Genomic DNA, 26,580 nt, shown 5'->3' on the forward strand with positions numbered 1-26,580 from the left:
GAAGGGTGCGTTCCCCGTGCAGTACTGCCATGTCAGCGAGGCGGCCTACCCGGACCCGCCGGATCCCGATCGCGCGGCGGCCCTGTGCGACGGTTGCATCCGCGAGTGGCAGGCCGCCGACGAACGCCCGCGAACACCACTCCACCGCGACGTGCAGATGGTCCGGGGGATCACCTACTTCACCGAGGGCGTCGCGCTCTTGGCCGACCGCGTGACGGGCGGACTCACCGTTTTGTGACATCTCGGGTAATGCTGCCGATCGGAGGACAACGATGTCCCAACCATCCCCGCTGGATTCGGAAGACCGGGTCTCCCCGGAAACGAAAACGCCGCCCCGCACCTCTCTCGCGCGCCGGTCGATCCTCGCCGCGGGCTCGGGAAACGCCCTCGAGTTCTACGATTTCGCGATCTTCGCGTCGCTCACACCGGTCATCTCGAAGCTCTTCTTCCCCTCGGGTGATCCGCTCGCCGCGATCCTGTCGACGTTGGCGCTGTTCGCGGTCGGCTTCGTCATGCGGCCGGTGGGCGCGATCGTGTTCGGGCGGCTCGCGGACCGGCGAGGGCGCAAGATCTCCCTGGCCGTCGCGGTGCTGATCATGGGCGTGACCACCGTGCTCATCGGCGTCATGCCGACCTATCCGCAGGCGGGGACCGTTGCCCCCGTGCTCCTCTGCGTCGCGCGGCTGCTCCAGGGGTTGTCCGTGGGCGGGGAGTTCGGGACGTCGGCCAGCTTCCTCGTCGAGCACGCGCCGGCGCACCGTCGCGGGCTCTACGGGTCCTTCGCCTTCTTCTCCTCGACGCTCGGCAGCGTGCTCGGCACCCTCGTGGTTCTGATCCTGACGGTTTCGGTGTCACCGGCGGGCCTGAACAGCTGGGGCTGGCGGATTCCGTTCCTGCTGGGGTTCCCGCTGCTGGTCATCGGCCTCTACCTGCGGTATCGCATCGCGGAGTCGCCGGCATTCGAGGAGATCAAGGCCGGCAACGCCCAGGAGCGCAGCCCGCTGCGCACACTGTTCACCCAGCACTGGCGGGCGTTTCTCATCGTGATCGGGATCTGCGTCGGCTTCAACATCGCCTCCTCCACGGTCCAGGTGTTCGTGCTCACCTACATCCGCAGCGTCGTGGGACTGTCCGCGGTGCAGGCGCTGAGCACTGTCATCATCGCCACCACGGTCGGGATCTTCCTGGTGCTCGTGTTCGGGCGCCTGTCGGACACCTACGGCAGGAAGCCGCTCCTCGTCCTGGCGTGCGTCCTGACGGTGGTCCTGCCCTACCCGAGTCTGCTCATCATCGGCCTGACGGGATTCGGCCCGGCGCTGCTGGGACAGCTCGTCCTGTGGATCCCCGTCGCCGCGTTCGGTGGCGCCATCCCGGCGCTGTTCGCGGAGCTGTTCCCGACGAAGGTCAGGGCGTCCGGGTTCGGGATCGCCTACGGCTTCGGTTCCGCGATCTTCGCCGGAACCGCGCCGTTCGTCGCGACCTTGCTGATCGAGCTTTCGGGGAACAAGACGTCGCCGGCCTGGTACATGATCGCGGCCGGCCTCATCACCTTGGTTGTCGTGATCGCGTCGGTGGATCGCCGGTCCCGGGCGCACGAGAAGAGCAGGCCGCGAGGCCTGGCCGGAAGGAGTTGAGCATGGGATCCACCGCGGGCCGGCTGACCGGGAAGTCAGCGCTGGTGACGGGGGCGGGTTCGGGTATCGGAGCGGCGACGGCGGAAGTGTTCGCCCGCGAAGGCGCGAAGGTCGTCGTCGTGGACGTGGACAAGTCCAAGGCGGCGGCCACGGTGGACCGGATCCGGGACGAGGGTGGTGTCGCGGAGCCGTTCGCCGCGGACGTCTCGGACGAGGCGCAGGTCGCCGGCGCCGTCGAGTTCGCGGTCGAGCACTTCGGCGGGGTGGACGTGCTGCAGAACTACGCCTCCGAACGGAGCCTGGTCGCCGAGGACGTCTTCGTCGCCGAGGCCGACCTGTCGGTGTGGCTGGGGCAGCTGCGCGTGGACCTGCTGGGCTGTGTGCTGACCGCCAAACACGTCCTGCCGCACATGGTCCGGGCGGGAGGGGGCAGCATCACCAACGCTTCGTCACTGGCTGCCTGGCTGTCCCTCGAAGGCCGCCCCGCCTACGCGACCGCGAAGGCGGCGGTGATCGGGTTGTCGAAGACGCTGGCCGTCGAGTACGGCAAGCAGGGGATCCGGTGCAACGTCCTCGCGCCGGGGCACATCGTCTCGCCCGCGACCGAGAAGATGTTCTCCGCGGCGCAGACCGAGGTGCTGCTGGACCACGTCGCGACGCCGCGGCTGGGCCGGCCGGACGACGTCGCGATGGCCGCCCTGTTCCTGGCCTCACCCGAGTCGTCGTTCATCAACGGGCAGGTGCTCGTCGTGGACGGCGGCATGTCCGCCTACGCACCCATGGTCCCCTCGTTCCGGCGCCTGGCCGGCCGGTGAAGGAGTCGACATGCGTTTCCTGGTGACGGGCGGGCTGGGCGTCAACGGTGCCTGGGTGGTCCGGGATCTGCTGGGCCGCGGGCACGAGGTGGCGGTGTTCGAGAGCCGTGACGACACGTCGCTGATCGAGGACGTGGCGGACCGGGTCGAGCTCGTGGTCGGCGACATCCGCGACGCCGAACGCCTCACCGATGCCGCCGTGCGGCTGCGACCCGACTGCGTCATTCATCTCGCGGCCTTCGTCGACTGCGAACGAGATCCGCACACCGCGATCGCGGTGAACGTCGGCGGCACCGCCGCCGTGTGCGCCGCCGCGGTGGCGGCAGGTGCGCGGCGCGTCGTCTACACCAGCTCGAAGGCGGTGTACGCGCCCGCGACGGGCAAGCGCGGGTTTCCCACCTACGAGTCCGTGCCCGAGGACGACGAGCTGCGGCCGACCGGCATGTACGGCATCACGAAGGTCGCCGCGGAGAACGTGGTCGCGTGGTACGGGCGCAACTCCGAAGTGGAGTGCGTCAGCCTGCGGTTCGCCACGATCTTCGGCCCGGGCAGGCTGCAACGGCACGCCGGCCCGATCAACACCTACAGCTCGATGATCGAGCTGCCGGCCTCAGGCCGCGGATTCGCGATCGAGCAGGGCGGGGACGAGCGGGACGACATCATCTACGTCCTCGATGTCGCCGACGCCATCGCGTGTGTCGCCCTGGCGCCCCGGCCGCTGCGCCACGAGGCCTACAACGTGGCCGGCGGGCACGCGGTGTCGATGCACGACTTCGCGGACGCGATCCGCCGGGTCGTCCCCGGCGCGGCGCTCGACATCGGGCCAGGACTGAACCCCATGCAGATGCCGGACAGTTACTACATGGCGCTGGATGGAACCCGGATGGAAGAGGAGTTCGGATGGCGTCCCCGCTACGACCCGGACCGCGCGATCCGGCACTACTACGAGCTCGTTCGAACCCGGCTCGCGTGACCAGGGAGGTGGTGCGGGCATGAGAGCAGCGGTCTACCGCCGTCCCGGCCCCGCGGCCGAGGTGCTCGAAGTCGTCGAGCTCGAGGTGCCCGAGCCCGGTCCGGGCCAGGTGCGCGTCCGGATCGCCACCTCGGGTATCAACCCCACCGACTGGAAGACCCGGGCGGGATTCGCCGGGCGCACCCCGGACTGGTTCCAGGTGCCGCACCACGACGGCGCCGGCGTCGTCGACGCGGTCGGCGACGGCGTCACCGACCTGCAGGTCGGGCAGCGGGTGTGGCTCTACCTGGCGGCGTTCCACAACCGCTACGGCACAGCGGCCGAGTTCGCGGTCGTCCCCGCCGAGCGGGCGGTCCCGCTGCCCGACGGCGCGTCCGACGACCTGGGCGCGTGTCTCGGGATTCCGGCCCTGACCGCCGCGCACTGCCTGGGCGGGAACCCCGGGGAGTTGGCGGGACGGACGGTCCTCGTCGCCGGGGGAGCGGGCGCGGTGGGGCACTTCGCCATCGAGCTGGCCAAGCACGCCGGCGCACGGGTGGTGGCCACGGTGAGCTCCGACGAGAAGCGCGCCCTGGCGGAGAAAGCCGGAGCCGACCTCGTCGTCCGCTACACCGACCCGGACGCGGCCCGGCGCATCCGTGACGTCGCCGGTCCCGTCGACCGCATCGTCGAGGTCGCGCTCGCGACGAACCTGGACCTGGACATGGCGGTGCTCGGTGCCCCCGGCACCATCGCCGTCTACGCCACGGAAGGGGAGCTGGCCCTGCCGGTGGGGGAGTTCATGAAGGCGAACACGACGCTGGAGTTCGTGCTGCTCTACGGGGTTTCCCCGCATCGGCTGGCCGCCGCGGTCCGGTGGACCTCCGACGCACTCGCGCGCGGCGCCCTGTCCGCGCTGCCGGTGCTCCCGCACAGCCTGGACGAGGTGGCGCGGGCGCACGAGACGGCGGAGCAGGCGCCGCCGGGCAAAGTCGTCCTGCGCCTGGCGGCGCACTGAAGGAGAACACACGCATGGACACCTGGATCACCGAACTGACGCCCCTGTCGTTCCTGCGACGGTCCGCGACCGTGCACGCCGGCAAGGTCGCCGTCGTGCACGGCGGCGAAACCTGGACCTACCGGGAGTTCGCCGAGCGGGTGGAGCAGCGGGCGCGGATGCTGCGCGCCGCCGGAGTGCGGCCGGGCGACCGGGTCGCCTACCTCATGCCCAACACGCCGGAGATGCTGGCCGCCCACTTCGCCGTGCCGCTGGCCGGTGCGGTGCTGGTCGCGATCAACACCCGGCTGGCGCCCGAGGAGGTCCGCTACATCCTCGATCACTCCGGCGCGACCGTGCTCGTCCTCGACGCCGAGTACGCACCCACGGTCGCTCCGATCGCCGGGTCGCTGGAAACGGTGCGGACGATCGCCGTCGCGGTCGACCCGCTCGGCCCCCGGGCGACCGTCGAGGTGCCCGGCTCGGTCACGTTCGACGTTCTCCTCGCCGGCGCGGCGGGCGACGAGGACGAGCTGGTGTGGGCGGTCCACGACGAGCGAGCGCCGATCTCGATCAACTACACCTCGGGCACGACCGGCCGGCCCAAGGGCGTGGTCTACACCCACCGCGGCGCGTACCTGAACTCGTTCGGCGAGATCTTCCACTCCGGACACGACGCGGACAGCGTCTACCTCTGGACGCTGCCGATGTTCCACTGCAACGGCTGGTGCACCGCATGGGCTCTGGTCGCCGCGGGCGGAACCCAGATCTGCCTGCGCGAGGTGCGCGGGGACCGGGTGTGGGAGCTCATCGACCACCACCGGGTCACCCACCTCAACGGGGCACCCACGGTGGTCAGCACGATCATGCGGGCCGACCGCGCCCACACGCTCGACCACCCGCTCGTCGTCACCACCGCGGGAGCACCGCCGAGCCCCACCACCATCCGGCAGATGGAGCGGATGGGCTTCCGGATCGTGCACGTCTACGGCCTGACCGAAACCTACGGCCCGTACTCGGTGAACGAGTACCAGCGGGCGTGGGACGACCTGGCGCCCGACGAGCGTGCCCAGCTGCGGGCCCGGCAGGGCGTGGGGATGCTGCAGGCGGACGGGATCCGTGTGGTGGACGAGAGCTTCCGCGACGTTCCGCGTGACGGGCGGACCATGGGTGAGATCGTGATGCGCGGCAACAACGTGATGCAGGGCTACTTCCAGGATCCCGAGGGCACGGCCAAGGCGTTCGCCGGTGGCTGGTTCCACTCCGGGGACCTCGGGGTGATGCATCCGGACGGCTACGTCGAGCTGCGGGACCGGGCCAAGGACGTGATCATCTCCGGCGGCGAGAACATCTCGACCATCGAGGTCGAGCACGCCCTCGCCGCGCACCCCGACGTCCTCGAGGTCGCCGTGATCGGCGTCCCGGATCCGCGGTGGGGTGAGCGGCCGAAGGCCTTCGTGGTGCCGCGGCCGGGGAGGAACCCGTCCGAGAGCGAGCTGATCGCGCACGTGCGGTCGCGCATCGCCCGCTACAAGGCGCCGCGCGAGGTCGAGATCGTCGCCGAACTGCCCAAGACCTCCACCGGCAAGGTGCAGAAGTACGAACTGCGCGAAAAGGAATGGTCCGGCGAAGCCCTGCGCATCCGCGGCTGACCGGAGTGACCGAGAGGTGCTGATGAAGGTAGGAAACGTCGACATCGTCCCGATCCTCGACGGCACGGCCCGGTTGCCCATCGAGAACACCGTGACCCACCGGCGGAACGCGCGGTGGGACTGCCCGCACCAGCCGCTGGACGAGCACGGCCGGATCTGGATGGACATCGGGGCGTTCCTCGTGCGGCTGGGGGACCGGACGATCCTGGTCGACGCCGGAGCGGGTGACGACTTCGCGCACGAAGGGTTCGTGACGGGCGGGCTGCCGGCGAACCTGAGGCGCGCGGGGGTCGCGCTCGACGACGTCACCGACGTGGTCTTCACCCACCTGCATCCGGATCACGTCGGCTGGTCGACGGTCCGCGGCGAGGTGACGTTCCCGCGCGCGACGTTCCGGGCGCATGCGGCGGACTGGGCCTACTTCATGACCGCACCCACGGCCGATCCCGCGCTGCAGGAAACCCTGGCCCCGATCGAGGGGCGCCTGGAGGCGTTCGACGAGGAGACCGAGCTGGTGCCCGGTCTGCTCGCGCGGCCGGCGCCGGGGCACACCCCGGGCTCGACGGTCTTCGTGGTGAGCGACGCCGGCGAGCGCGCGCTGCTGCTCGGCGACGTGGTGCACACGGTGGGGGAGCTCACCGACCCCGAATGGGAAGGGATGTTCGACGTGGACCGGGCCGCGGCCGGCGCCGTGCGCGAACGCATCGCCGAGGAGCTGGCCGCTTCGGGCGACCCGTTCGCGCCCGCGCACTTCCCGGAGCTGTCCTTCGGCCGCCTGATCACGGCCGACGGGCTGCGCCGCTTCCACTGGGCGTAGTGCTGGTCGTGCCCGCACCCGGCCGGGTGCCGCTGCCGAACGGCATCCAGGTGGTGGCGTGCGACGCGTGACCGGCGAGTCCGGTTCACCAGGCCCGAACGGGAGGACCGGATCGCCCGCCGCGTGGCCAAAGCGTCCCGCGGCGGCGGCCCCCGCTTCGATACTCACCATCGCCGCCATCTGGCGCCGCTGACTCACCGGACAATCCCTAGTAGTGCACCGCGCCGCGGTTGCCGCCCGCCACCGACACCGCATCGCCCGTCACGGCGGCCGCCCGAGGCGAGCAGAGGAAGACGACGACGTCCGCGACCTCCTCCGCGGTGACGAGACGACGCAGACTCGTCGTCGCGGCCAGCTGGTCGTGGACCTGCTCCTCGCTCAGACCGCTGGCCGCGGCCCGATCGGCGACGAGGCCCGGCGTGCGTTCCGTCTCCACCAGGCCCGGGTGCACGACCGTGACCCCGACGCCGTGCGGACCGAGTTCGTCGGCGAGGTTCGCGGTCAGGGCGGCGACCGCGACGTTGCGGATCGTCCCCGACGCGGACCCGGTGCGGCGGGCGTTCAAACCGGAGATGTTGACGATCCGCCCCCACCCCTGACCGGTCATGTGCGGCGCGACCGCCCGGGCGCAGCGGAGGTAGCCGAGGACCTTGGTGTCGAAGTCCGCCCGCACCTCGTCGTCGCTGAGATCGGCCAGCGGCGGGGGAGCGGAGGCGAAGGAGGGTTGGGCCGCGGCGTTCACCAGCACGTCGACACCACCCCAGGTGGTCACCACCTGCTGCACCATGCCCCGTACGGAGGCGTCGTCGGTGGTGTCCGCCGGAACAGCGAGGACCTCCGCTCCCGCGACGCCGGAGCGGAGGCCGCCCGCGGCGGTGTCCAGCCGCTGCGCATCCCGCGCGACGAGCGCCACCCGCGCGCCCTCGGCGACGAGACCGCGCGCGACGGCGAGCCCGAGCCCGCGTGATCCTCCCGTGACGACCGCACGGGTGCCCTGCAACTGCAGATCCATGGTGACCTTTCCTACCGGGACCGCGAGGCGGTTCTGATGGACATCGCGGTCGACGCGATGGCGTCGCCGTCCGCGCCCCGCAGCCAGGCCAGGATCCGTTCGACCGCGCCCGCCACGTCCGGGGTGCACCTGTCGACGAGGCCGTACGCGGCGGCTTCGGCGGCGGTCCAGCGTTCCCCGCCGTAGAGCAGCAGCCCTGCCGGACCGGAGCCCACGGCCCGCACGAGCCGCTGCACGAAAACCGGTTCGTACGTCAGGCCGTGGCCCAGCGCGGGGATGCGGAACTGCGCTGCCGGCGAACAGATCCGGACGTCGCAGGCGAGCGCGAGGCTGCACCCCGCACCGAAACAGGGCCCGTCGATCTCCGCCAGCTTGGGCGGTGCGAGCTCCGTCAGCGCCAGGACAGCCGTCTCGGCCAGGCGCCGATAGCCGGCGACGTGGTCCGGATCCGGGACGCTCAACTCGGCCAGGTCCCCGCCCGCGGAGAAGTTCCCTCCGGAGCCGCTCAGCACGACCGCGGCGACATCGGGCGTCCGTTCGATCGTGCGGACGTGCCGCAGGAGTGCCTGCCACATGTCGCCCGACATCGCGTTCCGCTTCTCCGGCCGGTCGATCGTGAGCCGGGCGACCCGGTCCACGATGTCCAGACGCATCGGATCGCTCATCCCCAGCCGACCTTCGTGTCCGGTGTGGACGCCTCCGCCGCGGCGCCGCCGACCACCCGATCCCGCACCAGGGTCCGGATTTCGTGGTCTCCGATGCCCAGCTCCACCAAGAGCGCGACGGTGTCCTGCCCGAGTTCGGGTGCCTTCCGCCGGGCGCGGGGTGCGCCGTCGGCGACGAGCGGCGTGTTCACCATGCGCCGGTGCCCGAACCGCTCGACGTCGCTCGGGAACATCTCACGGGCGGCGTACTGGGCGTCGTCCAGCATCTCGGGAACGGTGTTGACCGGCCCGCACGGTACACCTGCTTCGCGGAGCCGCTCGATCCAGAAGTCCCTCGGCGCCGTCCGGAACCGGGCCTGGAGCAGCCGGGCGAGCTGCTCGCGGTGGACGAAGCGGTCGTACTCGCCGCGGAAACGCTCGTCGCCGGAGAGGTCGATGTCGAGGACGCCGCAGAAGGCCCGCCAGGACCGCTCGGTCACGCCGATCACGAGCACCGCGTCGTCGCCGCAGGTGAACGCCTCGTACGGGGCCGTGAGCCGGTGCGCGGTGCCCAGCGGGCCGGGGGGCTCGCCGGTCCCGACGAAATCGGCGACCTCCCACAGTGACCATCCGGCGATCGTGTCCGCCAGCGACACGTCGATGTGGGCGCCGCCGAGTCCCGCGCGGGCCCGGTGCAGCGCCGCCAGCACACCGATGGCGCCCCACATGCCGGTGCCGAGGTCCCCGATGGGATAGCCGGCCTTCGCCAACTCCCCACTCGTGCTTCCCGTGACGCTGAGCAGTCCGCCGTAGGCCTGGGCGACCAGGTCGATGCCTTTCGCGTCGCGCATCGGCCCGAACTGGCCGAACCCGGAAATCGAGCAGTACACCAGGTCCGGGCAGTCGTCCTTGAGGTCCTCGTAGGACAGTCCCTGCGCGGCGAGCGCGCCGACCCGGAAGTTCTCCACCAGCACGTCCGACCGGCGCGCCAGTGCGCGGACCACGTTCCGCCCCCGCTCGGTCTTGATGTCGACGGCGAGGCTGCGCTTGTTGCGGTGGATCAGGTCGAACGGCAGCGGCCGCTGTTCCGGCCCGACCAGGCGTCGCCGGAGGGAGTCCCCGTCCACGGGCTCCACCTTGATGACCTCCGCGCCGAGGTCGGACAGGATCGTGGTGCAGTAGGGGCCGGCCAGGGCGCCGGTGATGTCCACGACCCGCACGCCGCTGAGGAAGTGCCGCCCCGCCGGCGGCCCGGTCGTCACGCTCGCCTCAGACATGTGCTCGGTTCCCCTCGTCGTCTCGTGCTGTCGCCGGCCGCTCCAGTGCCTTCCGCAGCACCGTCACCTCCTCGGACAGCTCCCGCCGGCTCACCGCCGCTTCCCGTACCGCCCCGGAACCGTGGTAGGTACCGGGGAACAGGTGCAGTTCGACGGGAACGCCGGCCGCCAGCAGCGACCGCGCATAGTCGATGCCCTCGTCGCGCAACGGATCGAACTCGGCGACGGAGACATACGCCGGCGGGAGGTTCGTCAGGTCCGAAGCGCGCGCGGGTGCGGCGTAGGGCGACACCGTGCCGGTGGCTCCGCAGAGGTAGGCGGACCAGCCGATCTCCGCGTCCCGGCGGTTCAGCGCCGGCGTGTCGGTGAACCGCCTGCTGCTCGCGGTCCGGAGCCGGTCGTCCAGCGCCGGCGATTTGAGGAACTGGAAGTGGATCGGGGGCCCGTTCCGGTCGCGGGCCAGCAGGGCGGTCGCGGCCGCGAGCGCACCGCCGGCGCTCACCCCGTGCAGCACGACGAGGGAGGGGTCGATCGCCAGCTCGCCGGCGTGTTCGTGCAGCCAGAGCAGTCCGCTGTAGACATCCTCGAGCGGCGTGGGGAAGGGCCACTCCGGAGCCAGCCGGTAGTTCACGGCGACGACGACGGCGCCGGTTTCGCGCGCGATCTCGGCGTTGCGGTGGTGGCTCATGTCCAGATCGCCCAGGATGAAACCACCGCCGTGCACGTGGTAGACCGCCCCGCTGTTCGTGCGGCGACAAGGCCGGTACACGCGGAGTTCCACGACGTGCCCGTCCGCGCCGGTGCAGGAGCAGTCATCGACGGCCACGCCCTCGACCGAACCCTGTCCGACGTACCGGCTCGCCACCGCCCGGCGGGCTCCCGCGACGTCGGTGCGGTCGACCCGGGGCAGGGCGGCGATCGACGGCCCCAGCTCCTCGTCCATCCGGTACTGGCTCAACGGTCCCTCGTTTCCGGCAGGCGACGGCCCCGCAGGTCCGTCGACGCGAACGACCGCAGCAGCGCCGGATCCTCGATCCAGATCTGCCGCCGGTACCGGCGGATCGCCCCGATGTCGTCCAGCTTCTTGAGCGCACGCGCGACGACCTCGCGGACGGATCCGATGGTGTGCGCGAGATCGGTTTGGTCCGTCTGCACCAGCAGGCCCTTCACCGTGGGGGTGGCCATCTCGAGCAGGTGCCGGCTCAGCCTCTGCTGGACGGAGTTGAACAGGTTGTCCTCGAGGTAGGCCACGGTTTCGTAGGTGGACTCCGCGAGGTACACGGCGACCTGGTAGGCGAGTTCCGCGCGGGTGCGCATGAGACGGCGGAAGGTGCTGGGGTTGAGCACCGACACCTCGCAGACGGTCACCGCTTCCAGCGACGAGGGCGCGCCGTCGGTGAGCATCGCGGGCAGGGCGGTGAAGTGCCCGGTGGTCGCGTACCGCGTCGTGACCTCCCGCCCGTCCCAGGACGTCACCTTCGCGCGAATCCGTCCCTTGTGGACAAGCGTGACCCGGTAGTCCTTGTCGCCCCGGCAGATCACCGTACCGGCGGAGTACGTCACGACGCGGCTGTCCGCGAGGAGCGCGTCGCGGATCTCCGGATCCTGTCCCGACAGGAAACTCTTCGACCACGCCTGGAGTGCGGCGGCTGTGATCTGTGTGCCGTCGCGGTTCATTCCACCACCAGCTCCCCGGAATCGGGCCGGTCGAGGCCGAACTGCGAAGCGAACCGCGACCGGGGGTCCCGTTCGGGCCACGCGCCCGTTTCGACGGACCGGACGAACCGCCGGACGATGTCGTTGAACTGCCGGGGGTTTTCCAGGTTCGGGACGTGCCCGCTGTTGGGCAGTACCTGCAGGCCGCAGGCGGGTGCGGTCCGCTTCAGCATCAGCCCGGTGGACAGGCAGGCCTCGTCCTCGTCGCCGTCGACGACGAGAAGGGGGACCGGGAACGTCCGGAATTCGTCGGTCAGGTCGTGCAGGGACGGCCTGCGCCCCTGGACTTCCAGGATGGTGAGCGCCAGCCCCTCCGTGGAATGCTCGGCGAACTGCTCGATGAACTCGTGCCACGCCGGCTCGTTGTGGTACTGGAGTTGCACCCTGCTGGGGCCCTCGGCGAACTTGCGGCCGACGAAGTCCGCTCCCCGCGTGCGGAGCTGGTCCGCCACGATCCGGGTCTCCGCCAGGTAGGCGGAGCGGGTGGCCGGGTCGGATCCGGATCCGACGCTGACCGCCATGATCGAGCGCACCCGGCCGGGGTGGCGGAGTCCCAGTTGGACGGCCGTGTACCCGCCCATCGAGAGCCCGACCACGTGCGCGGTTTCCACCTCCAGCGCGTCGAGCACGGTGAGCGCGTCGTCGACGGCGCGATGCCACGAGTACGCCGACGGGTCCGTCGGGACATCGGAGGGCGGGTAGCCGCGCGCCGCGTAGGTGATGCACCGGTGGTCGTCCTGGAGGCCGGCCACCTGCCGCGACCAGCTCCGGTGGTCGCCCGCGTACTCGTGGAGGAAGAGCACGGGGACACCGTCTCCGGTGTCGGTCACGTGCAGCCGGACACCGTCACTGGTTTCGGCGAACAGGCCCGTGCTCATGGCGTCACCCGCGAAATCCGTTGCATCCACTTCGATGCTCCTCCTGCGCTGTCTCAGGCCGCGACCTGAGCGATCCTGTCCCGCAAGGACGATCGTGTCTGTGACCTGCGTCCGTCAACTGCCGGTCCGGTGCCGGTCCCGGCGGACGTGGGTCACAGACACCGCCGCGACGCCGGGGAAGCCTGTTGAGGTGAACACACTCGTCCTTCACCTGTTGTCCGCGGACCCGGCTGAGCGCGAACGCGCGCTACGCCACGCGTTCGCCCGATTCCCGACCGGCGTCACAGCCCTGTGCGCCCTCGGGCCCGAGGGCCCCGTGGGCATGGCCGCCAGCTCGTTCACCTCGGTGTCGCTGGACCCGGCACTGGTGTCGGTCTGCATCGGCCGCGGCTCCACCACGTGGCCCCGGCTCGCGGCCGCCGGGCGTGTCGGTATCAGCGTGCTCGGTGGCGAGCACGCCGAGCTCAGTGCCGCACTCGCGGCCCGCGGCGTCGACCGGTTCGCAGGCGCCACCTGGGAGGCGTCGCCCAGTGGAGCGGTGTTCTTGGCCGGGGCCCCGCTGTGGCTGGAGTGCCGGATCGACCGGACCCTGCCCGCCGGTGACCACGACATCGTCCTGTTCGAGGTGCTGGGCGCGCGCGTCGACGACCGGCACGATCCGCTGATCTTCCACCTGAGCCAGGTGCGCGCACTGGAGACCCGATGAGCCCCGACCTCGCTGCCACCCGCGCGCTGGCCCTCGGCCGCCCGATCGTCGTGGTGAGCACTTGTGGACTGCGGGCCGAGCTGGTGCTCGCCGCCGAGCGCGCCACCACCCACGCCGTGGCCTTCCTCGTTCGCCACGGCACCGGTTTTCTGCGCGTGGCGCTGAGCGACGACGACGCCGACCGGCTCGACCTGCCGGTGATGTACCCGCCGGGCAGCCGCGGCGCCCCGGAACGCGACTGCGTCGCCGTGGACGCCGCGCACGGGACGACGACCGGCATCTCCGCGGCCGACCGCGCCCGGACGATCAGCCTGCTCGCCGCGTCCACGAGCACGCCCCGGGACTTCACCCGCCCGGGGCACGTCATCCCCGTGCGGGCCGCCGCGGACACGACTTCCGGCGGCACGCTACCGACAGCCCTCGCACTCGCCGGGCGAGCCGGACTGCGCCCCGTCGTCGCGACCTGCGCGCTGGTCAGCTCAAGCGTCCCCGCCCTCCTCGCCGGTCCCCGGGAAGCCCGCGAATTCGCCGCCCGCACGGACCTGGCCCTCGTCCACGCCGGCGATCCGCACACCTCCCGACCCCTGCACCGCCAGGCGGTGTGACCCACCTGCCCGGCAGCTGGACCCTTCGCGCTGGAGAGCCCCTCGACGCGATCACCCGGAGGCCCCGACGGCCACCGCCGGTGCGACCACGCCCATGTCGTAGGCGTGCGCTTCTCTACGCGCTCGGCGACGGGGTGTGTCGCGCCAGCCGGGAAGGCGACACGGACCGTGGATCCTCGGCACGCTGCTCGCGGGCGGCCGGGTCGTCATGCTGCCCTCGCCCGAACCGGTGCGCGCCTTCGCCACGACCGGGGCCGAGGGCGTCACCCACACCGCGGTCGTCCCGGCGGTCGCCGCGCGCTGGCTCGAACACGCCGCCGAGCACGGCGCCGGCGAGCTCGCGAGCCTGCGGGTCCTGCAAGTCGGCGGGGCGCGGCTGGCCGACAACCTCGCCCGCAAGGTCAAGCCGGTGCTCGGCGCGACGCTGCAGCAGGTGTTCGGCATGGCCGAGGGACTGCTGAACGTCACCCGCCTCGACGACGAGGAGGAGGTCATCTGCACCACGCAGGGCCGCCCGGTCTCGCCCGCCGATGAGGTGCGCCTGGTCGACGCGTTCGACATCGACGTCCCGCCCGGCGAGCCGGGTTCGCTGCTCACCCGCGGCCCCTACACCCCGCGCGGCTACTACAAAGCCGCCGAACAGAACGCGCGCGCCTTCACCGCCGACGGCTGGTACCGCTCGGGCGACATCTGCCGGATGACACCCGAGGGCAACCTGATCGTCGAGGGCCGGGACAAGGACATGATCAACCGCGGCGGGGAGAAGATCTCCGCCGAGGAGGTGGAAAACCTCGTCTACCAGCTCCCGTCGGTGCGCCAGGTCGCCGCCGTCGCGATGCCGGACCCGGTACTCGGCGAGCGGGTCTGCCTCTACGTCGTGCCCAAGCCCGGCGCCACCGTCACCCTGGAGGAGATCCGCGGGTCCATGGAGCGCTTCGGGGTGGCCAGGTTCAAACTGCCCGAGCACCTGGTGCTCGTCGACGAGCTCAAATCCACGAAGGTCGGCAAGATCGACAAGAAGGCGCTGCGCGCCGATATCGCCGAGCGGCTCGCCCCAGGCGTGACGGCATGACCGGACGGCACGACGACGACCCCGGGGTTGGGTACCTTCGGCCGCAGTAATGACAGGGCCTCCTGCGGGGTGAGGTCTCGCCGTCCTCGACGCTGTTCGCCGGCGTCCGCGGGTCGTGGGAACGGCTGACGAGCGAGCCGGTCGGCGGCTCGCTCGTCAGCCGTTACAGTCGGCCTCGGGGGAACAGTCGTCGGGGGTCAGAGGCTCGTCACCTCCTGCTTCGGGGCGGTGTCCGCGCGGGTGGCGCGGATCGTGGCCAGTGCGAGGAAACCGCCGAGGACGGCGAGGGCGGCGGCGCCGAGGAAGGCGGCGGAGAAGCCGTCGGTGAGGGCGACGACGTTGCCGAGTTCGCCGGCCCCGAACGAGAGGCCGACCGCGGTCATCGCGGCCAGGCCGAGGGCGGAGCCGATCTGGTAGGAGGTGTTGACGATGCCGGAGGCGAGCCCGCCTTCCTCCGGCTTCGCGCTGGAGATCGCCGTGCCCAGCGACGGGATGAACGCCAGCGCCTGGCCGAGGGCGGCCACCAGCGACGCGGGCAGGACGTCGACCACGAACGACCCGGTGGGCCGGGCGAACGACAACCACACCAGGCCCGCGGCCAGTGCCCACAGCCCGGCCACGATCAGGCTCTTCGACCCGAACCGGGCGATCAGGCGCGGCGCGACGCCGACCATCAGGATCACGATCAGCAGGGTCATCGGCAGCAGCGCCGCGCCGCTGGCGAAGGCGCCGTAGCCCAGGACCTGCTGCAGGTACAGGTTGAGGAAGTACCACATCGGGATCCACGCGGCGCCCAGGAGCAGCTGTGCGAGGTTCGCCGCGCCGAGGTTGGGGGTGCGGAAGATGCCCAGCCGCACCAGCGGCACCCGGCGCGAGCGCTGGATGGCCAGGAAGATCACCAGCAGCACGATCCCGCCGGCCAGCGCGCCGAGTGTGGCCGCGGACCCCCAGCCCTGTTCGGGAGCGCGCACGATGGCGAAGACGGTGAGCGCGAGACCGGCGGTGACGGCCACGGCGCCCGCGACGTCCACCGCCCCGCGCCGGGCGGGCGTGACGGGCATGAGGGCGGGCGTGGCCACGATCGCGATCAGCGAGATCGGGACGTAGAGCCAGAAGATCCACGGCCAGGACAGCCATTCGGTGATCGCGCCGCCGAGGAAGACGCCCGCGGTGCCCCCGGCCGGTGCGGCCGCCCCGTAGAGGGCCAGTGCCTTGGTCAGTTCCTTCGGGCGCCCGCCGAACAGCACCATCAACAGGGTCAGGGCCGACGGCGCGATCAACGCCGCACCGGCGCCCTGCAGCACGCGGCCGGTCAGCTCGACACCGGCGGTGCCGGCGAGCGCGGCCACCACCGAGCCGCCGAGGGTGACGACCCAGCCGGCGGCGAACATCCGCCGCGCGCCGAACAGGTCGGACAGGCGTCCGCCGAGCAGCAGCAGCCCGCCGAAGGCGACCACGTAGGCGTTGAACACCCACGACAGGCCGTCGGGGGAGAAGCCGAGGTCGGACTGCATCTTCGGCAGCGCGACCCCGATGATCGACGTGTCCATGATGACCATGAACTGGGCGAGTGCGATGAACCCCAGTGCCCACCAGTGGCGGGATTCGGTTCTCATCTCGGTCTCCTATACCTGTAGGGGGTATCTCTGATCGTGAAGGTAGACCGGTCGAGGGCGGTGGTGCAAGTACCCCTAGGGGGTATTTGTGTGATCCAGGTCCAGCCCGAGACGGTCGTCGCCGCCAGGGCGATGCGTTCGGCCATGACGGCCTGGAAGTGCGGGCAGCCGGTGAAGTCGTCGTACTGGCGTCCAGGGCGCACTCGATCAGGTCGAGCGAGGCGTGGGCGCGGGCGATGCGTTCGGCGAGTTCGTCGGGGTAGGCGCTACCGCAACCTGCTGCCCGACGGCGGATTCACCGAGATCACCGTCGAAGTCAACAACAGCGACGTGCGGCGGCGGGGCGGTTCTTCCTGGCCGCCGTCGGGACCCGCGTGTCGGGCCGGTCCAGAATTCCGCCGTCGTGGTCACATCACAGGTCAACGCGCACGTCTGACAGCCTGGTGGGGGCAGCTCGCCAGGCGAGGATCCGGGCGCAAGCGCCTCCCATCCGCTGCACGAGGATCCAGGCGACGATTCCTGAGCCGAGGCACGCCGCGAGTACGACGGGGAGAGCGAAGTGTGGCAGGAGGGCTGGGAAGACAGCGTAGTGGGTGAGGTAGATGTAGAGGGACGACGCGGCGAGCAGGCTCGTGGCGCGCGCGGCCAGGCGGGGTAGGCGGATGCTGGGCAGGAAGATCAGCAGGGCGAGCCCGCCGAACACGATGAGGTTGCGCCCCGGTTCGGGGAAGTAGCCGGGGACGAGCAAGGTCATCACCGCGAGGACGGTGAGTTTCCGGCCCGAGGTGCTCGCGCGTTGCGCGAGCCAGCCGAGAGCGAAGAACCACGCCGCACCGTGCGTGGTGAAGGCGCTCTCCGGGAAACCGTGAGCGTCGTCGGTGAACAGGCGTGCCAGCAAGGTGACACCCAGTATCGCCGCTGCCGCGCCGAATCGGTGCCGTTGCTCGAACCGCCGGACTGCCGGGATGGTGAACAGGACCGCGAGCAGGAGCAGGGTCTGGACGAGGACTTCGATGAACCAGTACCCGGTGGCGCCGCCGCGCACGTAGTTGTTGATCAACAACACGTTCGAGAGCCGGACGTCGTCGCTGGCCTGGGTGCGCCACAGCAGCCACAACACCGCAGGGGCGGCGATCCTGGCCGCGCTCCGCGCGATTCGTGCCCCGCTGGTGGGCTGTCCTGACAGGAGGAACCGGGCGAACGTCCACCCGGCGACCGCCAGCAGGAGGTGGGCGCCGCCGCGGAGGTGGAAGGCTCCGATGTGGGTTCCGACGACCAGGGTGATCGAGGCCGCGCGCAGCAGGATCTCCGTGTCGATCGGAGTGAGGCGGCGTCGCCGGGGCTGCCGGGCCGAGAGGGTGCCGACGGAGGTGGTGGGCCAGCCCGGCGGGAGGTCGCCGAGTACGCGTTCGAGCGCGAGGGCGGTCGGGATGTAGGACAGGGAGTCGCCGCCCAGGCCGACGAAGGTGTCGTCGTCGGTGATCCGCGTGCCGGGGAACGCCGCGGTGAAGACCGCGCGCACGGACCGGGGCGTGCGCTCCCGCGAGTCTGCCTGGTCCGCGTGAAGCGTTTCCACCAGCTGTGGGTAGTCGACTTTGCCGTTGCCGAGCCGGGGAATCTCGTCGAACTCGCGCACCTGCAGGCTGTGGACGGGAAGCCGGAGATGATCCGCCACCAGGTCCCGGATCGCAGTGGTGTCCTGGCCGGCGAGGACCGCGACGATCAGCGTCTCGTCGGTTCCGCCGCACGCCGCCTGGTAACCCCGTTCGCGCAGCAGATCCTCGGTGCGGTCGAGGTCGACGCGATGCCCGTACAGCTTGACGATCCTGCTGCGGCGGCCGATGACTTCGTACAGCCCGTCCGGTGTCCGCCGGGCGAGGTCGCCAGTGGACAGGGCGGTGGTCGTGCGACCCCGCGCGAGGTCGGCCGGATCCTCGGCGTATCCCAGCATCACGTTGGGGCCGTGGTAGATCAGCTCGCCCTCGTCGGGACGATCGGACGGTGCGAGGTCGAACGAGCCGCCGGGGACCGGAATTCCGATCGCCGCGGGGTGGGACGTGGCGAGTTCGGGTGGCAGGTAGGCCATCCGGGCGGTCGCCTCGGTCTGGCCGTACATGACGAAGAACCGCCAGCCGCGACGTTCGCCCAGTTCGGCGTAGGCCCGAACCCGCTCGGGTGCCAGCTTCCCGCCGGCCTGGGTGACGTAGCGCAGACTCGGCAGCGTCATCCGGTCGAACCCGACCCGGTCGAGCAAGTCGAACGTGTACGGCACACCGTGCAGACTCGTGCCCTCGTGCTGCCGGAAGAACGTCCAGAACTCGGGCTCCGCCACCGAATGCGGGTTGAGCAGGATCGCCGCGCCCCGCGCGAGGTTGCTGTTGACGACGGAGAGGCCGTAGCAGTAGTGCATCGGCAGGGACAGGACGGCGCGGTCGGTGTCGTGGATGTCGAGATAGGTGGCGATGGCGTCGGCATTGGACTGCAGGTTGGCCGTCGAGAGCCGGACCAGCTTGGGGGAACCGGTGGAGCCCGAAGTGGACAGCAAGAGCGCGAGATCCGGGTGGAGCACGTGCGCCGAACCGGCCCGCCGTTCCCGCACGCTCCACCCCTGAGGGCCCGGGGCAGCGACGACGTCCGGGTCGTAGCGATCGATCAGGGTGCCGAGGTGGTGCTGGTTCTCGCCGTCGGCGAGCAGGACCGCGTGGCCCCCGTGCAGACCAGCGAGGTAGGTGACGAGGGTGTCGAGGTCGCTGGAGGCGGCGACGAGGACGAGGCGGCGAACGGTACCCAGCCGGGCGGCGGTCGCGGCAACCCGCGCGGCCAGGTCCCGGTAGCTGAGCCGGGAGCCGTCCGGGCCGACGACGGCGGTCCTCTCGCCCCGGGATCGAAGGCCGTGCACGAATCGCAAGCCCTCGGCGGTGAGGAGCTGACCGTCCATCGCACCGTCCACCTTGGAGTGTTGATCGTCGGAAGCCCGGCCGTGGCGCCCGAGCCAGGGAAGCATAGGCTAAGCAAAGTTGAAAACTGAAGTGTGATCCGTCGCGTGGAAGATCAACAGAAACCTGGGCTAGGTGGTGAACGGTTACCGTGCTCGTGCTCACTGTACGGCGCGGTTCGCGTGGCCTAAGGTATAGCTAGCCTAACTGGCCGAGTGTGGAATGAGGATCGTATGCATAGGTCGAGGCGTGCCGTAGCGGCCATGCTCGGCGTCGTGGTCGCTCTGCTGGCAACGGCCTGCGGGGCCAGTGGCGGATCGGGTGCGGCAGGCGTGTTGACGCTGTACAACGCCCAGCACGACGACCTCGTCAAGGCCCTGGTGGACGGGTTCACCAAGGAGACCGGCATCAAGGTCAACATCCGCTCCGGCAAGGACTTCGAGCTGGCCAACCAGATCGTCCAGGAAGGCGGCGCCTCCCCGGCCGACGTGTTCCTCACCGAGAACTCGCCCGCGATGAGCCTGGTGGACAGCAAGAACCTGTTCGCGAAGGTCGACGACGCGACGCTTGCCCAGGTGCCGGCGCAGTTCGTGCCCTCCAGCCGGAACTGGACCGGCTTCGCCGCGCGGTCCACCGTGCTGGCCTACAACACCCACGCGCTCACGCCCGCTCAGCTGCCCGGGTCGCTGCTGGACCTGGCGCAACCGCAATGGCAGGGCAAGATCGGCATCGCCCCGGCCGGGGCGGACTTCCAGGCGATCGTGAGCGCGGTGCTCGAGCTCAAGGGTGAGGCCGCCACCGCGCAGTGGCTCGCCGGGCTCAAGGCCAACGCCAAGATCTACCAGGGCAACATCCCGGTCCTGCGGGCCGTCGACTCGGGGGAGATCCAGGCCGGGGTCATTTACCACTACTACTGGTACAAGGACCGGGCGGAGTCCGGGGCCGGGAGCGCCAACACCGAGCTGAAGTTCTTCGGCGGCAAGGATCCCGGCGGGTTCGTCAGCGTGTCCGGGGCCGGGGTCCTCGCGTCCGGCAAGAACCAGGCGCAGGCACAGCAGTTCGTGCGATACCTGACCGGCGCCAACGGTCAGCGGATCCTCGCCGACAGCAAGGCGCTCGAATACTCGATCGCGAGCGGCGTGCCGTCGAATCCCCGTCTCAAGCCCCTGACCGAGCTCGATCCGCCCGCGGTCGACGTCAGCAAGCTGAACGGCCCGAAGGTCGTCGAGCTCATGCAGAAGGCAGGTCTGATCTGATCGGCGCGCCAACCGCGACGCCGCTGCCGCCCCGGCGGGCCAAGCGGCGCCCGTCCTCTCCGGTCGGCCTGCTCGGGGCAGCCGTGGTGGTGGCCGTTCTGGCGTTGCTGCCGCTCGGATTCGTCACCGGCTACACGATCAGTGTCGGATGGACGGAGGTTCAGCGCCTGGTGTTCCGTCCCCGCACCGGGGAACTGCTGTGGAACACCGTGCGCCTCACCGGTGGGTGTGTGCTGCTCTGTGCCGCCATCGGCACCGGCGCCGCGTGGCTGGTCGAGCGTTCGGCCCTGCACGGCCGGCGGTTCTGGCACGTCGTGCTCGTCGCGCCGTTGGCGATACCGGCCTTCGTCAACAGCTACGGCTGGGTTTCCCTGCTGCCACAGGCCACCGGCTACACCGGCGCGCTGCTGATCGTCACCTTGTCGTACTTCCCCTTCGTGTACCTGCCGGTGGCGGCGTCCCTGCGCGGTCTCGACCCGGCGCTGGAGGAGGTCTCGTACGCGCTGGGACAGGGTTCCTGGCGGACGTTCTGGCGCGTGGTGCTGCCCCAGCTGAGGCCGGCGCTGCTCGGCGGCTGCCTGCTCGTCGCGCTGCACCTGCTCGCCGAGTTCGGCGCGTTGCAGATGTTGCGGTTCCCGACGTTCACCACCGCGATCTACGACCAGTACCAGTCCTCCTACAACGGGCCGGCCGCCAACATGCTCGCGACGGTGCTCGTGCTGTGCTGCCTGCTGCTCCTCGTCGCCGAGCTGCGGTTGCGCGGCCGGGCTCGCTACGCCCGGATCGGCACCGGTGTGGCCAGGCCGGTACCCCGGATCCGGCTGGGCTGGTGGACGTCCCCGGTGCTGCTCGGACTGAGTCTGCTCGCCGCACTCGCGCTCGCGGTGCCGTTGGGCTCACTCGGGTACTGGCTGGTGACCGGCGCCTCCACCGATTTCGCCCCCGACGAGCTGGTCACCGCGGCGGCGAGCTCGCTGAGCCTGTCGGCGATCGCCGCGGTGAGCACGGTGGTGCTGGCGGTGCCCGTCGGGTGGCTGGCCATCCGCCACCGCGGCTGGCTGTCCACGATCGTGGAGCGCAGCACCTACTTCGGCAACGCGCTGCCCGGGATCGTGGTCGCGTTGGCCCTGGTGACGATCGGGATCCGCGCCGCGCCGGGGCTCTACCAGACGACCGCGATGCTGGTGGCCGGGTACGTGATCCTGTTCCTGCCCCGTGCCGTGGTCAACGTGCGCGCCGCCCTCGCGCAGGCCCCGCCGGTGCTGGACGACGTGGCACACAGCCTCGGCCTGTCCCGGCTCGCGACACTGCGGCGGGTCACCCTGCCCTTGATCGCCCCGGGGCTGGGCGCGGGCGCCGCGCTGGTGTTCATCGCGGTGGTCACCGAGTTGACCGCGACACTGTTGCTCGCCCCTACCGGCACGCAGACCCTGGCCACGCAGTTCTGGAGCCACAGCGACAGCATCGCCTACGGCGCCGCCGCCCCCTACGCCGCCGCCATGGTGCTGCTGTCGGCGCCGGCCGCGCTTCTGCTCACCCGCGACGCGACGAGGACCACACACCCATGACCGCACTGACCCTCAGCGGCATCGCCAAGTCGTTCGGGCCCACCCGGGTGCTCGAGGGCATCGATCTGCACGTGCCGGAGCACAGCCTCACCGCCGTGCTCGGCCCGTCGGGCTGCGGCAAGACCACGCTACTGCGCCTGATCGCGGGGTTCGCCGATCCGGACCACGGAACCATCACCTTCGGCGACCGGGTCGTGGTCGGCGACGGCCGCCCGGTGCCGGCCCGGCGACGTCGTGTCGGCTACGTGCCCCAGGAAGGCGCCCTGTTCCCACACCGAACCGTCGGCGCGAACATCACCTTCGGCCTGCCGCGCCGGGCTCGCCGGGCTGACCGGCGGCTGCACGAACTGCTCGACCTGGTCGGCCTCGACCGGGGGCTGGCCGCTCGCTACCCCCATGAATTGTCGGGCGGCCAGCAGCAACGGGTCGCCCTGGCCCGGGCGCTCGCCCCGGAACCGTCGGTCGTGCTGCTCGACGAGCCGTTCTCCTCGCTCGATGCGGGCCTGCGGGAGGGAACCGGGCGCGCCGTCGCCGCCGCCCTCCAGGCCAGCGGCGCCACTGCCGTCCTGGTCACCCACGATCAGGCCGAGGCCCTCTCCCTGGCCGATCAAGTGGCGGTGATGCGCGACGGCCGCCTCATCCAACTCGACACCCCGCGCGGCGTCTACACGCGGCCACACGACGTCGATGTCGCGCGGTTCGTCGGGGACGCGGTCCTCCTGCCCGCGCGGATCCGGGACGGCCGGGCGGAGTGCGCCCTCGGTGTGCTTCCCGTCCGCGGGGGCGACTCCGGGCGCTCGGCCCAGGTGCTCGTGCGGCCCGAGCAGATCCGGCTACACCGCGTTCCGGCCGGGGGTGTGCCGGCCCGGGTCGATGAGGTGAGCTACTACGGGCACGACGCCGCCGTGCGGCTCACCGTGCTTCCGGACGGGCCGAAGATGACCGCCCGTGTCCCGGGCGACGAGCTCCCCACCCCTGGCACCACAGTTCACGCCGTAGTCGACGGCGAAGCCCTGGCATTTCCGTCGGAGGCGGAAGCAGCAGGTTCTCCAGCCCGGACGGCGACGGTTTGAGACAGCTACCGGCCCGCCGTGCTTCCAGGCGCGGCCAGGTCGGCCACCGGTGATCCTCGGTCAGTGCGGAGGGTCCGGGGCGAGGGTGCCGTCCGGGGCGATGTGGTCGAAGATCTCCTCGACCAGCTTGACGATGTGCGGGTCGTCGACGGTGTAGAGGTGACGGCGTCCCTCGCGACGGGCGGTGACGACGCCGGCCAGGCGCAGTTTGGCCAGGTGCTGGCTGGCGGTCGCGATGCTGATGCCGGCCCGCTCGGCGAGCGTGCCCACGTCGTAGGCGCCGTGTGTGATCAGCCACACCAGGTGCAGTCTTGGTGGACTGGACAACAGGGCGAAGGTCGCCGCGGCGGCTGCGATCTGGGGACCCGACGGCTCGGCCGCCGCGCTGGTGGCGGCCGCTTCTACGGTGGCCCGGCGGGCAGAGTTCGGCATGGCGATCTCGAGTCTTCCGCATTCGCCAACCGATGTCACGCGCGGCCGAGATCAACTCAAACGGTTGCGAAAACAACGAAACCGGGCGCAGGGTGGAGGCGTTCCGGAGGGGAGTAGCCCGCAAGCCCGCACGTCGACACGCTGAGACCCACCTGGTCTCCGGCGGCGGGGCCCAGCGCTCGAGGGCGCTGTGGTGGGCGAGACCTTCGGCCGGCTGCTGGCGCCGACTGGCCGAGACCCCGTCCGTGTCCCGGCCAGCGCGGCTGATCGGGAGGACCTCGTCATGGTGAGCAAGGTGTTGCGCCCGCTGGCGTTGTGCGTGGCGCTCACTGTCCCCGCGCTGGTGCTGCGGTTCTCCGGGCTGGCGCCGGCGCCGGTGGTGTCGCTGCTGCTGTTCGGCATGGCGGTGGTCGCGGCCTCGTTCGTGCTCGCGTGGGCTGCCGAGGCCGCGCAGGTCGACATCTCCGGTGGACTGGCGATCGCGATCCTGGCCGTGATCGCGGTGCTGCCGGAGTACGCCGTGGACTTGTATTTCGCCTACACCGCGGGGTCCAACCCGGACTACGTGGCCTACGCCGCGGCGAACATGACCGGTTCGAACCGGTTGCTGCTGGGGCTGGGCTGGTCGGTGGTCGTGCTCATCACGCTGGCCCTGGCCAAGCGGCGCAGCGGCAAGACCGTGCGCGCTCTGGTGCTGGAATCCGGCTACCGGGTCGAGCTGGGGTTCCTGGCGATCGCGTCGGTGGTGGCGTTCCTGATCCCCGCCACCGGGCAGATCCCGCTGCTGCTCGGGTTCGCGCTGCTCGGGTTCTTCGTGTTCTACCTGTGGAAGGTGTCTCGCGCCGAGGCTGGTGAACCGCACCTGGTCGGCCCCGCCGCCACCATCGCGCAACTGCCGAAGCGGGGCCGGCGCACCCTGGTGGTGGGGTTGTTCGCCTTCGCCGCCGTGGTGATCGTGGCCTGTGCCGAACCGTTCGCCCACGCCCTGATCGCCACCGGCACCCAGCTTGGTATCGACCAGTTCCTGCTCGTGCAGTGGCTGGCGCCGCTGGCCTCGGAGGCGCCGGAGTTCATCGTGGCGATCCTGTTCGCCGTGCGCGGCAAGGGCGCCGACGCGATCGGCACCCTGATCTCCAGCAAGGTCAACCAGTGGACCCTGCTGGTGGGCAGCCTGCCACTGGCCTACCTCGCCGGTGGCGGGGGAGCGGCCCTGCACCTGGACGCCCGTCAGGTCGAGGAGTTCCTGCTCACCGCCACCCAGACCCTGCTCGGCGTCGCGGCACTGCTGGCACTCCGGTTCCCGCGCTGGGCCGCCTGGACCCTGCTCGGTCTGTTCGCCGCCCAGTTCGCCCTGCCCGGCCAAACCGCCCGCTACGTCCTGTGCGGCATCTACGCCGTCCTCGCCCTGGCCGCGCTCGTCCGCAACCGCCGGCACATCCTGCCCACCCTCGCCGCCCCGTTCCGGCGCCATCCGGACCCAACGCACGCCGACGAGCACGAGCAGCTGCTCACCTCATCCCGATGACGGCTCCGTGGTTCTGGTAATTCCTGACAAGCAAGGCGGGACAGGAACTACCGTCGAGCAATCCGCCGGAATCAACGTGCGGGCCTTTTGCCTTCACGGCCGCGGTGTCGGTGCCGCGGTCGGCCCGGTGGCCCTCGACGTCGTCGGCGCGGGCATCCTGCGGCCCGCAGAACCAGCCGCTGTCCGCCGACGACCTCACCCGCCCCGCCGCCACCACTGGCAGTGCGAGCACCCCGCGCTGCGCGGCATGACGCCGCGCCGGTCGTTGAGCCCGCGCCAGGACGCTGTGCGGCAGAAAGGGGCGCTCAGGTGCCGACGCCCAGGGCCGCGAGCAGGACGAGAACCACGGTCGCGACAGCGACCAGCCCGTGCGCTCCGACCACGACGACGGGGAAGTGCTGCTCGGGCGCCGCTTCTCCGGTCGACGCGGTCGCGGCGCGCGTGCGGTAGCCGGGGATCCAGCGGGCGAGCATGGTGAAGCCCAGCAAGGCGACCGGCACGAGCACGATGAACGCGATCCACGCCAGTGTCGCGCCGCCGGCGAACAGGTAGATGATCCACAGGATCAGCCCTGCCGCGGCGAGGGCGAAGTGTCCGAAGATCAGCCCGGGGGAGAACCGGCTGCGTCCCGGTTCGCGGGTCCCGCCCTTGGCGATCCAGGTGCCCAGCATGACGAAGCCGCCCACGGCGGTGACCACCCAGGCGATCAGCGCGGCGATGTCCATGACACGTCTCCTTGGTGTGGTGATGGGACCGGAATGGGTCAGGCGGTGCGGTGGATCGCGTAGCCCTCGGCCTGGGTGGATTCGCCGGCGACGCGGACCCCGTAGTGGTAGGCCAGCTTTCCGCCGAGGTAGCCCGACGCGGCGAGCGCGACGAGGGCGGCCGCCGACAGCACGAGCGGGCCGATCCCGACCGGTCCGGGGCCGTCGGAGGCCGCGCGGCGCCAGAAGAACCCGACGACGTAGGCGGCGGTGACGACGAGGTTGAGGCTCATGTGGATCAGCCCGGTGCGGAACGCCCGCGTCCCGGTGGGGATCGCCAGCAGGTCGAGGGTGCCGACCGTGGCCGCGGCGAGCGCCCCGACGACGCCGATCGCGATGAGCCAGACCGATCCACGGGCCAGAAAACCGGGGTCGTCGACGATGAGCGACCCGATGTCGAACACCAGGCTGGAAACCCAGGCGCCGATGGGGACGGTCACCAGGATCGGGTGGAACGGGTGCCCGTACGGGCCGGCCAACATCGCGCTCACCGGCCGCTTCGCCTGCTCGAGTTCGTTCGTCATGGTGAACTCCTTTTCGCCAATAAAGTTTGGTCTTATTCGCGGCGGTGGTCAAGTCGAGCAGGTGAGCGGCAGTCGATCCGAGTTACATCCATACCTGTCGGTGTTAGCC

The 26,580-nt window shown here is 71.0% G+C and carries 25 protein-coding genes; 14 read left to right on the forward strand and 11 right to left on the reverse strand.

The features are described 5' to 3' along the window. Nucleotides 1-16 precede the first annotated feature (16 nt). From FB470_RS26870 to FB470_RS26900, 7 genes are read left to right on the forward strand one after another with little or no spacing between them, the layout of a single operon-like run. Nucleotides 17-238, forward strand: a complete 222-nt coding sequence (locus tag FB470_RS26870; RefSeq protein WP_306996035.1) for a hypothetical protein — start codon at nt 17-19, stop codon at nt 236-238. A 34-nt stretch (nt 239-272) separates the two neighbouring features. Further along, nucleotides 273-1,634, forward strand: coding sequence for an MFS transporter (locus FB470_RS26875; RefSeq protein WP_306996037.1), 1,362 nt, complete (start codon nt 273-275; stop codon nt 1,632-1,634). 2 nt (nt 1,635-1,636) lie between these two features. Further along, on the forward strand, nt 1,637-2,449 hold the full coding sequence (locus tag FB470_RS26880) for an SDR family NAD(P)-dependent oxidoreductase (RefSeq protein ID WP_306996038.1): 813 nt from the start codon (nt 1,637-1,639) through the stop codon (nt 2,447-2,449). Between the two features lie 10 nt (nt 2,450-2,459). Beyond that, on the forward strand, nt 2,460-3,422 hold the full coding sequence (locus FB470_RS26885) for an NAD-dependent epimerase/dehydratase family protein (protein WP_306996039.1): 963 nt from the start codon (nt 2,460-2,462) through the stop codon (nt 3,420-3,422). A gap of 19 nt (nt 3,423-3,441) precedes the next feature. Further along, nucleotides 3,442-4,419: an NADPH:quinone reductase gene (locus FB470_RS26890; RefSeq protein WP_306996042.1), complete on the forward strand. Its 978-nt coding sequence runs from the start codon at nt 3,442-3,444 to the stop codon at nt 4,417-4,419. Between the two features lie 14 nt (nt 4,420-4,433). After that, a complete protein-coding gene (locus FB470_RS26895) occupies nt 4,434-6,050 on the forward strand; it encodes a long-chain-fatty-acid--CoA ligase (protein WP_306996043.1) in 1,617 nt (538 codons plus the stop codon). Between the two features lie 22 nt (nt 6,051-6,072). Then, complete coding sequence (locus FB470_RS26900; protein ID WP_306996044.1) at nt 6,073-6,867, forward strand: MBL fold metallo-hydrolase; 795 nt, start codon at nt 6,073-6,075, stop codon at nt 6,865-6,867. A 208-nt stretch (nt 6,868-7,075) separates the two neighbouring features. Here FB470_RS26900 and FB470_RS26905 read toward each other — a convergent pair whose 3' ends face one another. The 6 genes from FB470_RS26905 to FB470_RS26930 are packed head-to-tail and all read right to left on the reverse strand — an operon-like array spanning nt 7,076 to nt 12,424. Next, nucleotides 7,076-7,879 carry an SDR family NAD(P)-dependent oxidoreductase gene (locus FB470_RS26905; protein ID WP_306996046.1) on the reverse strand — a complete coding sequence of 268 codons (804 nt, stop codon included), beginning with the start codon at nt 7,877-7,879 and terminating at the stop codon, nt 7,076-7,078. Between the two features lie 11 nt (nt 7,880-7,890). Further along, entirely contained in the window at nt 7,891-8,544 is a 654-nt protein-coding gene (locus FB470_RS26910; RefSeq protein ID WP_306996048.1) for an enoyl-CoA hydratase/isomerase family protein, read from the reverse strand. After that, nucleotides 8,541-9,800: a CaiB/BaiF CoA transferase family protein gene (locus tag FB470_RS26915; protein ID WP_306996050.1), complete on the reverse strand. Its 1,260-nt coding sequence runs from the start codon at nt 9,798-9,800 to the stop codon at nt 8,541-8,543. The genes FB470_RS26910 and FB470_RS26915 overlap by 4 nt, the downstream gene beginning before the upstream one ends. Then, nucleotides 9,793-10,758: an alpha/beta hydrolase gene (locus FB470_RS26920; protein ID WP_306996051.1), complete on the reverse strand. Its 966-nt coding sequence runs from the start codon at nt 10,756-10,758 to the stop codon at nt 9,793-9,795. Before FB470_RS26920 ends, FB470_RS26915 begins: the two co-directional genes overlap by 8 nt. Continuing rightward, on the reverse strand, nt 10,755-11,477 hold the full coding sequence (locus FB470_RS26925; protein ID WP_306996053.1) for a Crp/Fnr family transcriptional regulator: 723 nt from the start codon (nt 11,475-11,477) through the stop codon (nt 10,755-10,757). The genes FB470_RS26920 and FB470_RS26925 overlap by 4 nt, the downstream gene beginning before the upstream one ends. After that, a complete protein-coding gene (locus FB470_RS26930; RefSeq protein ID WP_306996054.1) occupies nt 11,474-12,424 on the reverse strand; it encodes an alpha/beta fold hydrolase in 951 nt (316 codons plus the stop codon). Before FB470_RS26930 ends, FB470_RS26925 begins: the two co-directional genes overlap by 4 nt. A 160-nt stretch (nt 12,425-12,584) precedes the next feature. On the opposite strand from FB470_RS26930, the gene FB470_RS26935 reads away from it, so the two are divergent. From FB470_RS26935 to FB470_RS26945, 3 genes are all read left to right on the forward strand, one after another. Then, complete coding sequence (locus tag FB470_RS26935) at nt 12,585-13,100, forward strand: flavin reductase family protein (RefSeq protein WP_306996056.1); 516 nt, start codon at nt 12,585-12,587, stop codon at nt 13,098-13,100. Next, nucleotides 13,097-13,705: a 3,4-dihydroxy-2-butanone-4-phosphate synthase gene (locus FB470_RS26940; protein WP_306996057.1), complete on the forward strand. Its 609-nt coding sequence runs from the start codon at nt 13,097-13,099 to the stop codon at nt 13,703-13,705. Before FB470_RS26935 ends, FB470_RS26940 begins: the two co-directional genes overlap by 4 nt. Before the next feature lie 136 nt (nt 13,706-13,841). Continuing rightward, on the forward strand, nt 13,842-14,777 hold the full coding sequence (locus FB470_RS26945) for an AMP-binding protein (protein WP_306996058.1): 936 nt from the start codon (nt 13,842-13,844) through the stop codon (nt 14,775-14,777). Nucleotides 14,778-14,974: 197 nt separating this feature from the next. Here FB470_RS26945 and FB470_RS26950 read toward each other — a convergent pair whose 3' ends face one another. Both FB470_RS26950 and FB470_RS26955 read right to left on the reverse strand, forming a co-directional pair. Continuing rightward, on the reverse strand, nt 14,975-16,393 hold the full coding sequence (locus tag FB470_RS26950) for an MFS transporter (RefSeq protein WP_306996060.1): 1,419 nt from the start codon (nt 16,391-16,393) through the stop codon (nt 14,975-14,977). A gap of 412 nt (nt 16,394-16,805) precedes the next feature. Continuing rightward, on the reverse strand, nt 16,806-19,331 hold the full coding sequence (locus FB470_RS26955; RefSeq protein ID WP_306996062.1) for an AMP-binding protein: 2,526 nt from the start codon (nt 19,329-19,331) through the stop codon (nt 16,806-16,808). A 330-nt stretch (nt 19,332-19,661) separates the two neighbouring features. Here FB470_RS26955 and FB470_RS26960 point away from each other — a divergent pair, with 330 nt between their 5' ends. The 3 genes from FB470_RS26960 to FB470_RS26970 all read left to right on the forward strand — a co-directional run bounded on the left by FB470_RS26960 (nt 19,662) and on the right by FB470_RS26970 (nt 23,226). Continuing rightward, nucleotides 19,662-20,585: an iron ABC transporter substrate-binding protein gene (locus FB470_RS26960; protein WP_306996063.1), complete on the forward strand. Its 924-nt coding sequence runs from the start codon at nt 19,662-19,664 to the stop codon at nt 20,583-20,585. A gap of 86 nt (nt 20,586-20,671) precedes the next feature. Further along, nucleotides 20,672-22,153 (forward strand): ABC transporter permease, encoded by a 1,482-nt coding sequence (locus FB470_RS26965; protein WP_306996065.1) that lies wholly within the window; start codon nt 20,672-20,674, stop codon nt 22,151-22,153. Beyond that, nucleotides 22,150-23,226, forward strand: a complete 1,077-nt coding sequence (locus FB470_RS26970; RefSeq protein WP_306996066.1) for an ABC transporter ATP-binding protein — start codon at nt 22,150-22,152, stop codon at nt 23,224-23,226. The genes FB470_RS26965 and FB470_RS26970 overlap by 4 nt, the downstream gene beginning before the upstream one ends. A gap of 60 nt (nt 23,227-23,286) precedes the next feature. On the opposite strand, the gene FB470_RS26975 is transcribed toward FB470_RS26970, so the two are convergent. Further along, a complete protein-coding gene (locus FB470_RS26975) occupies nt 23,287-23,658 on the reverse strand; it encodes an ArsR/SmtB family transcription factor (protein WP_306996067.1) in 372 nt (123 codons plus the stop codon). Nucleotides 23,659-23,941: 283 nt separating this feature from the next. On the opposite strand from FB470_RS26975, the gene FB470_RS26980 reads away from it, so the two are divergent. Beyond that, nucleotides 23,942-25,183 (forward strand): sodium:proton exchanger, encoded by a 1,242-nt coding sequence (locus tag FB470_RS26980; RefSeq protein WP_306996068.1) that lies wholly within the window; start codon nt 23,942-23,944, stop codon nt 25,181-25,183. Nucleotides 25,184-25,488: 305 nt separating this feature from the next. Here the strand turns inward: FB470_RS26980 and FB470_RS26985 are convergent, their stop codons facing one another. Together FB470_RS26985 and FB470_RS26990 are read right to left on the reverse strand one after the other, a co-directional pair. After that, on the reverse strand, nt 25,489-25,908 hold the full coding sequence (locus tag FB470_RS26985) for a hypothetical protein (RefSeq protein ID WP_306996069.1): 420 nt from the start codon (nt 25,906-25,908) through the stop codon (nt 25,489-25,491). Nucleotides 25,909-25,946: 38 nt separating this feature from the next. Continuing rightward, nucleotides 25,947-26,471, reverse strand: coding sequence for a DUF2231 domain-containing protein (locus FB470_RS26990; protein WP_306996071.1), 525 nt, complete (start codon nt 26,469-26,471; stop codon nt 25,947-25,949). Between the last annotated feature and the right edge of the window lie 109 nt (nt 26,472-26,580).

Source organism: Amycolatopsis thermophila (assembly GCF_030814215.1).
GTDB lineage: Bacteria > Actinomycetota > Actinomycetes > Mycobacteriales > Pseudonocardiaceae > Amycolatopsis_E > Amycolatopsis_E thermophila.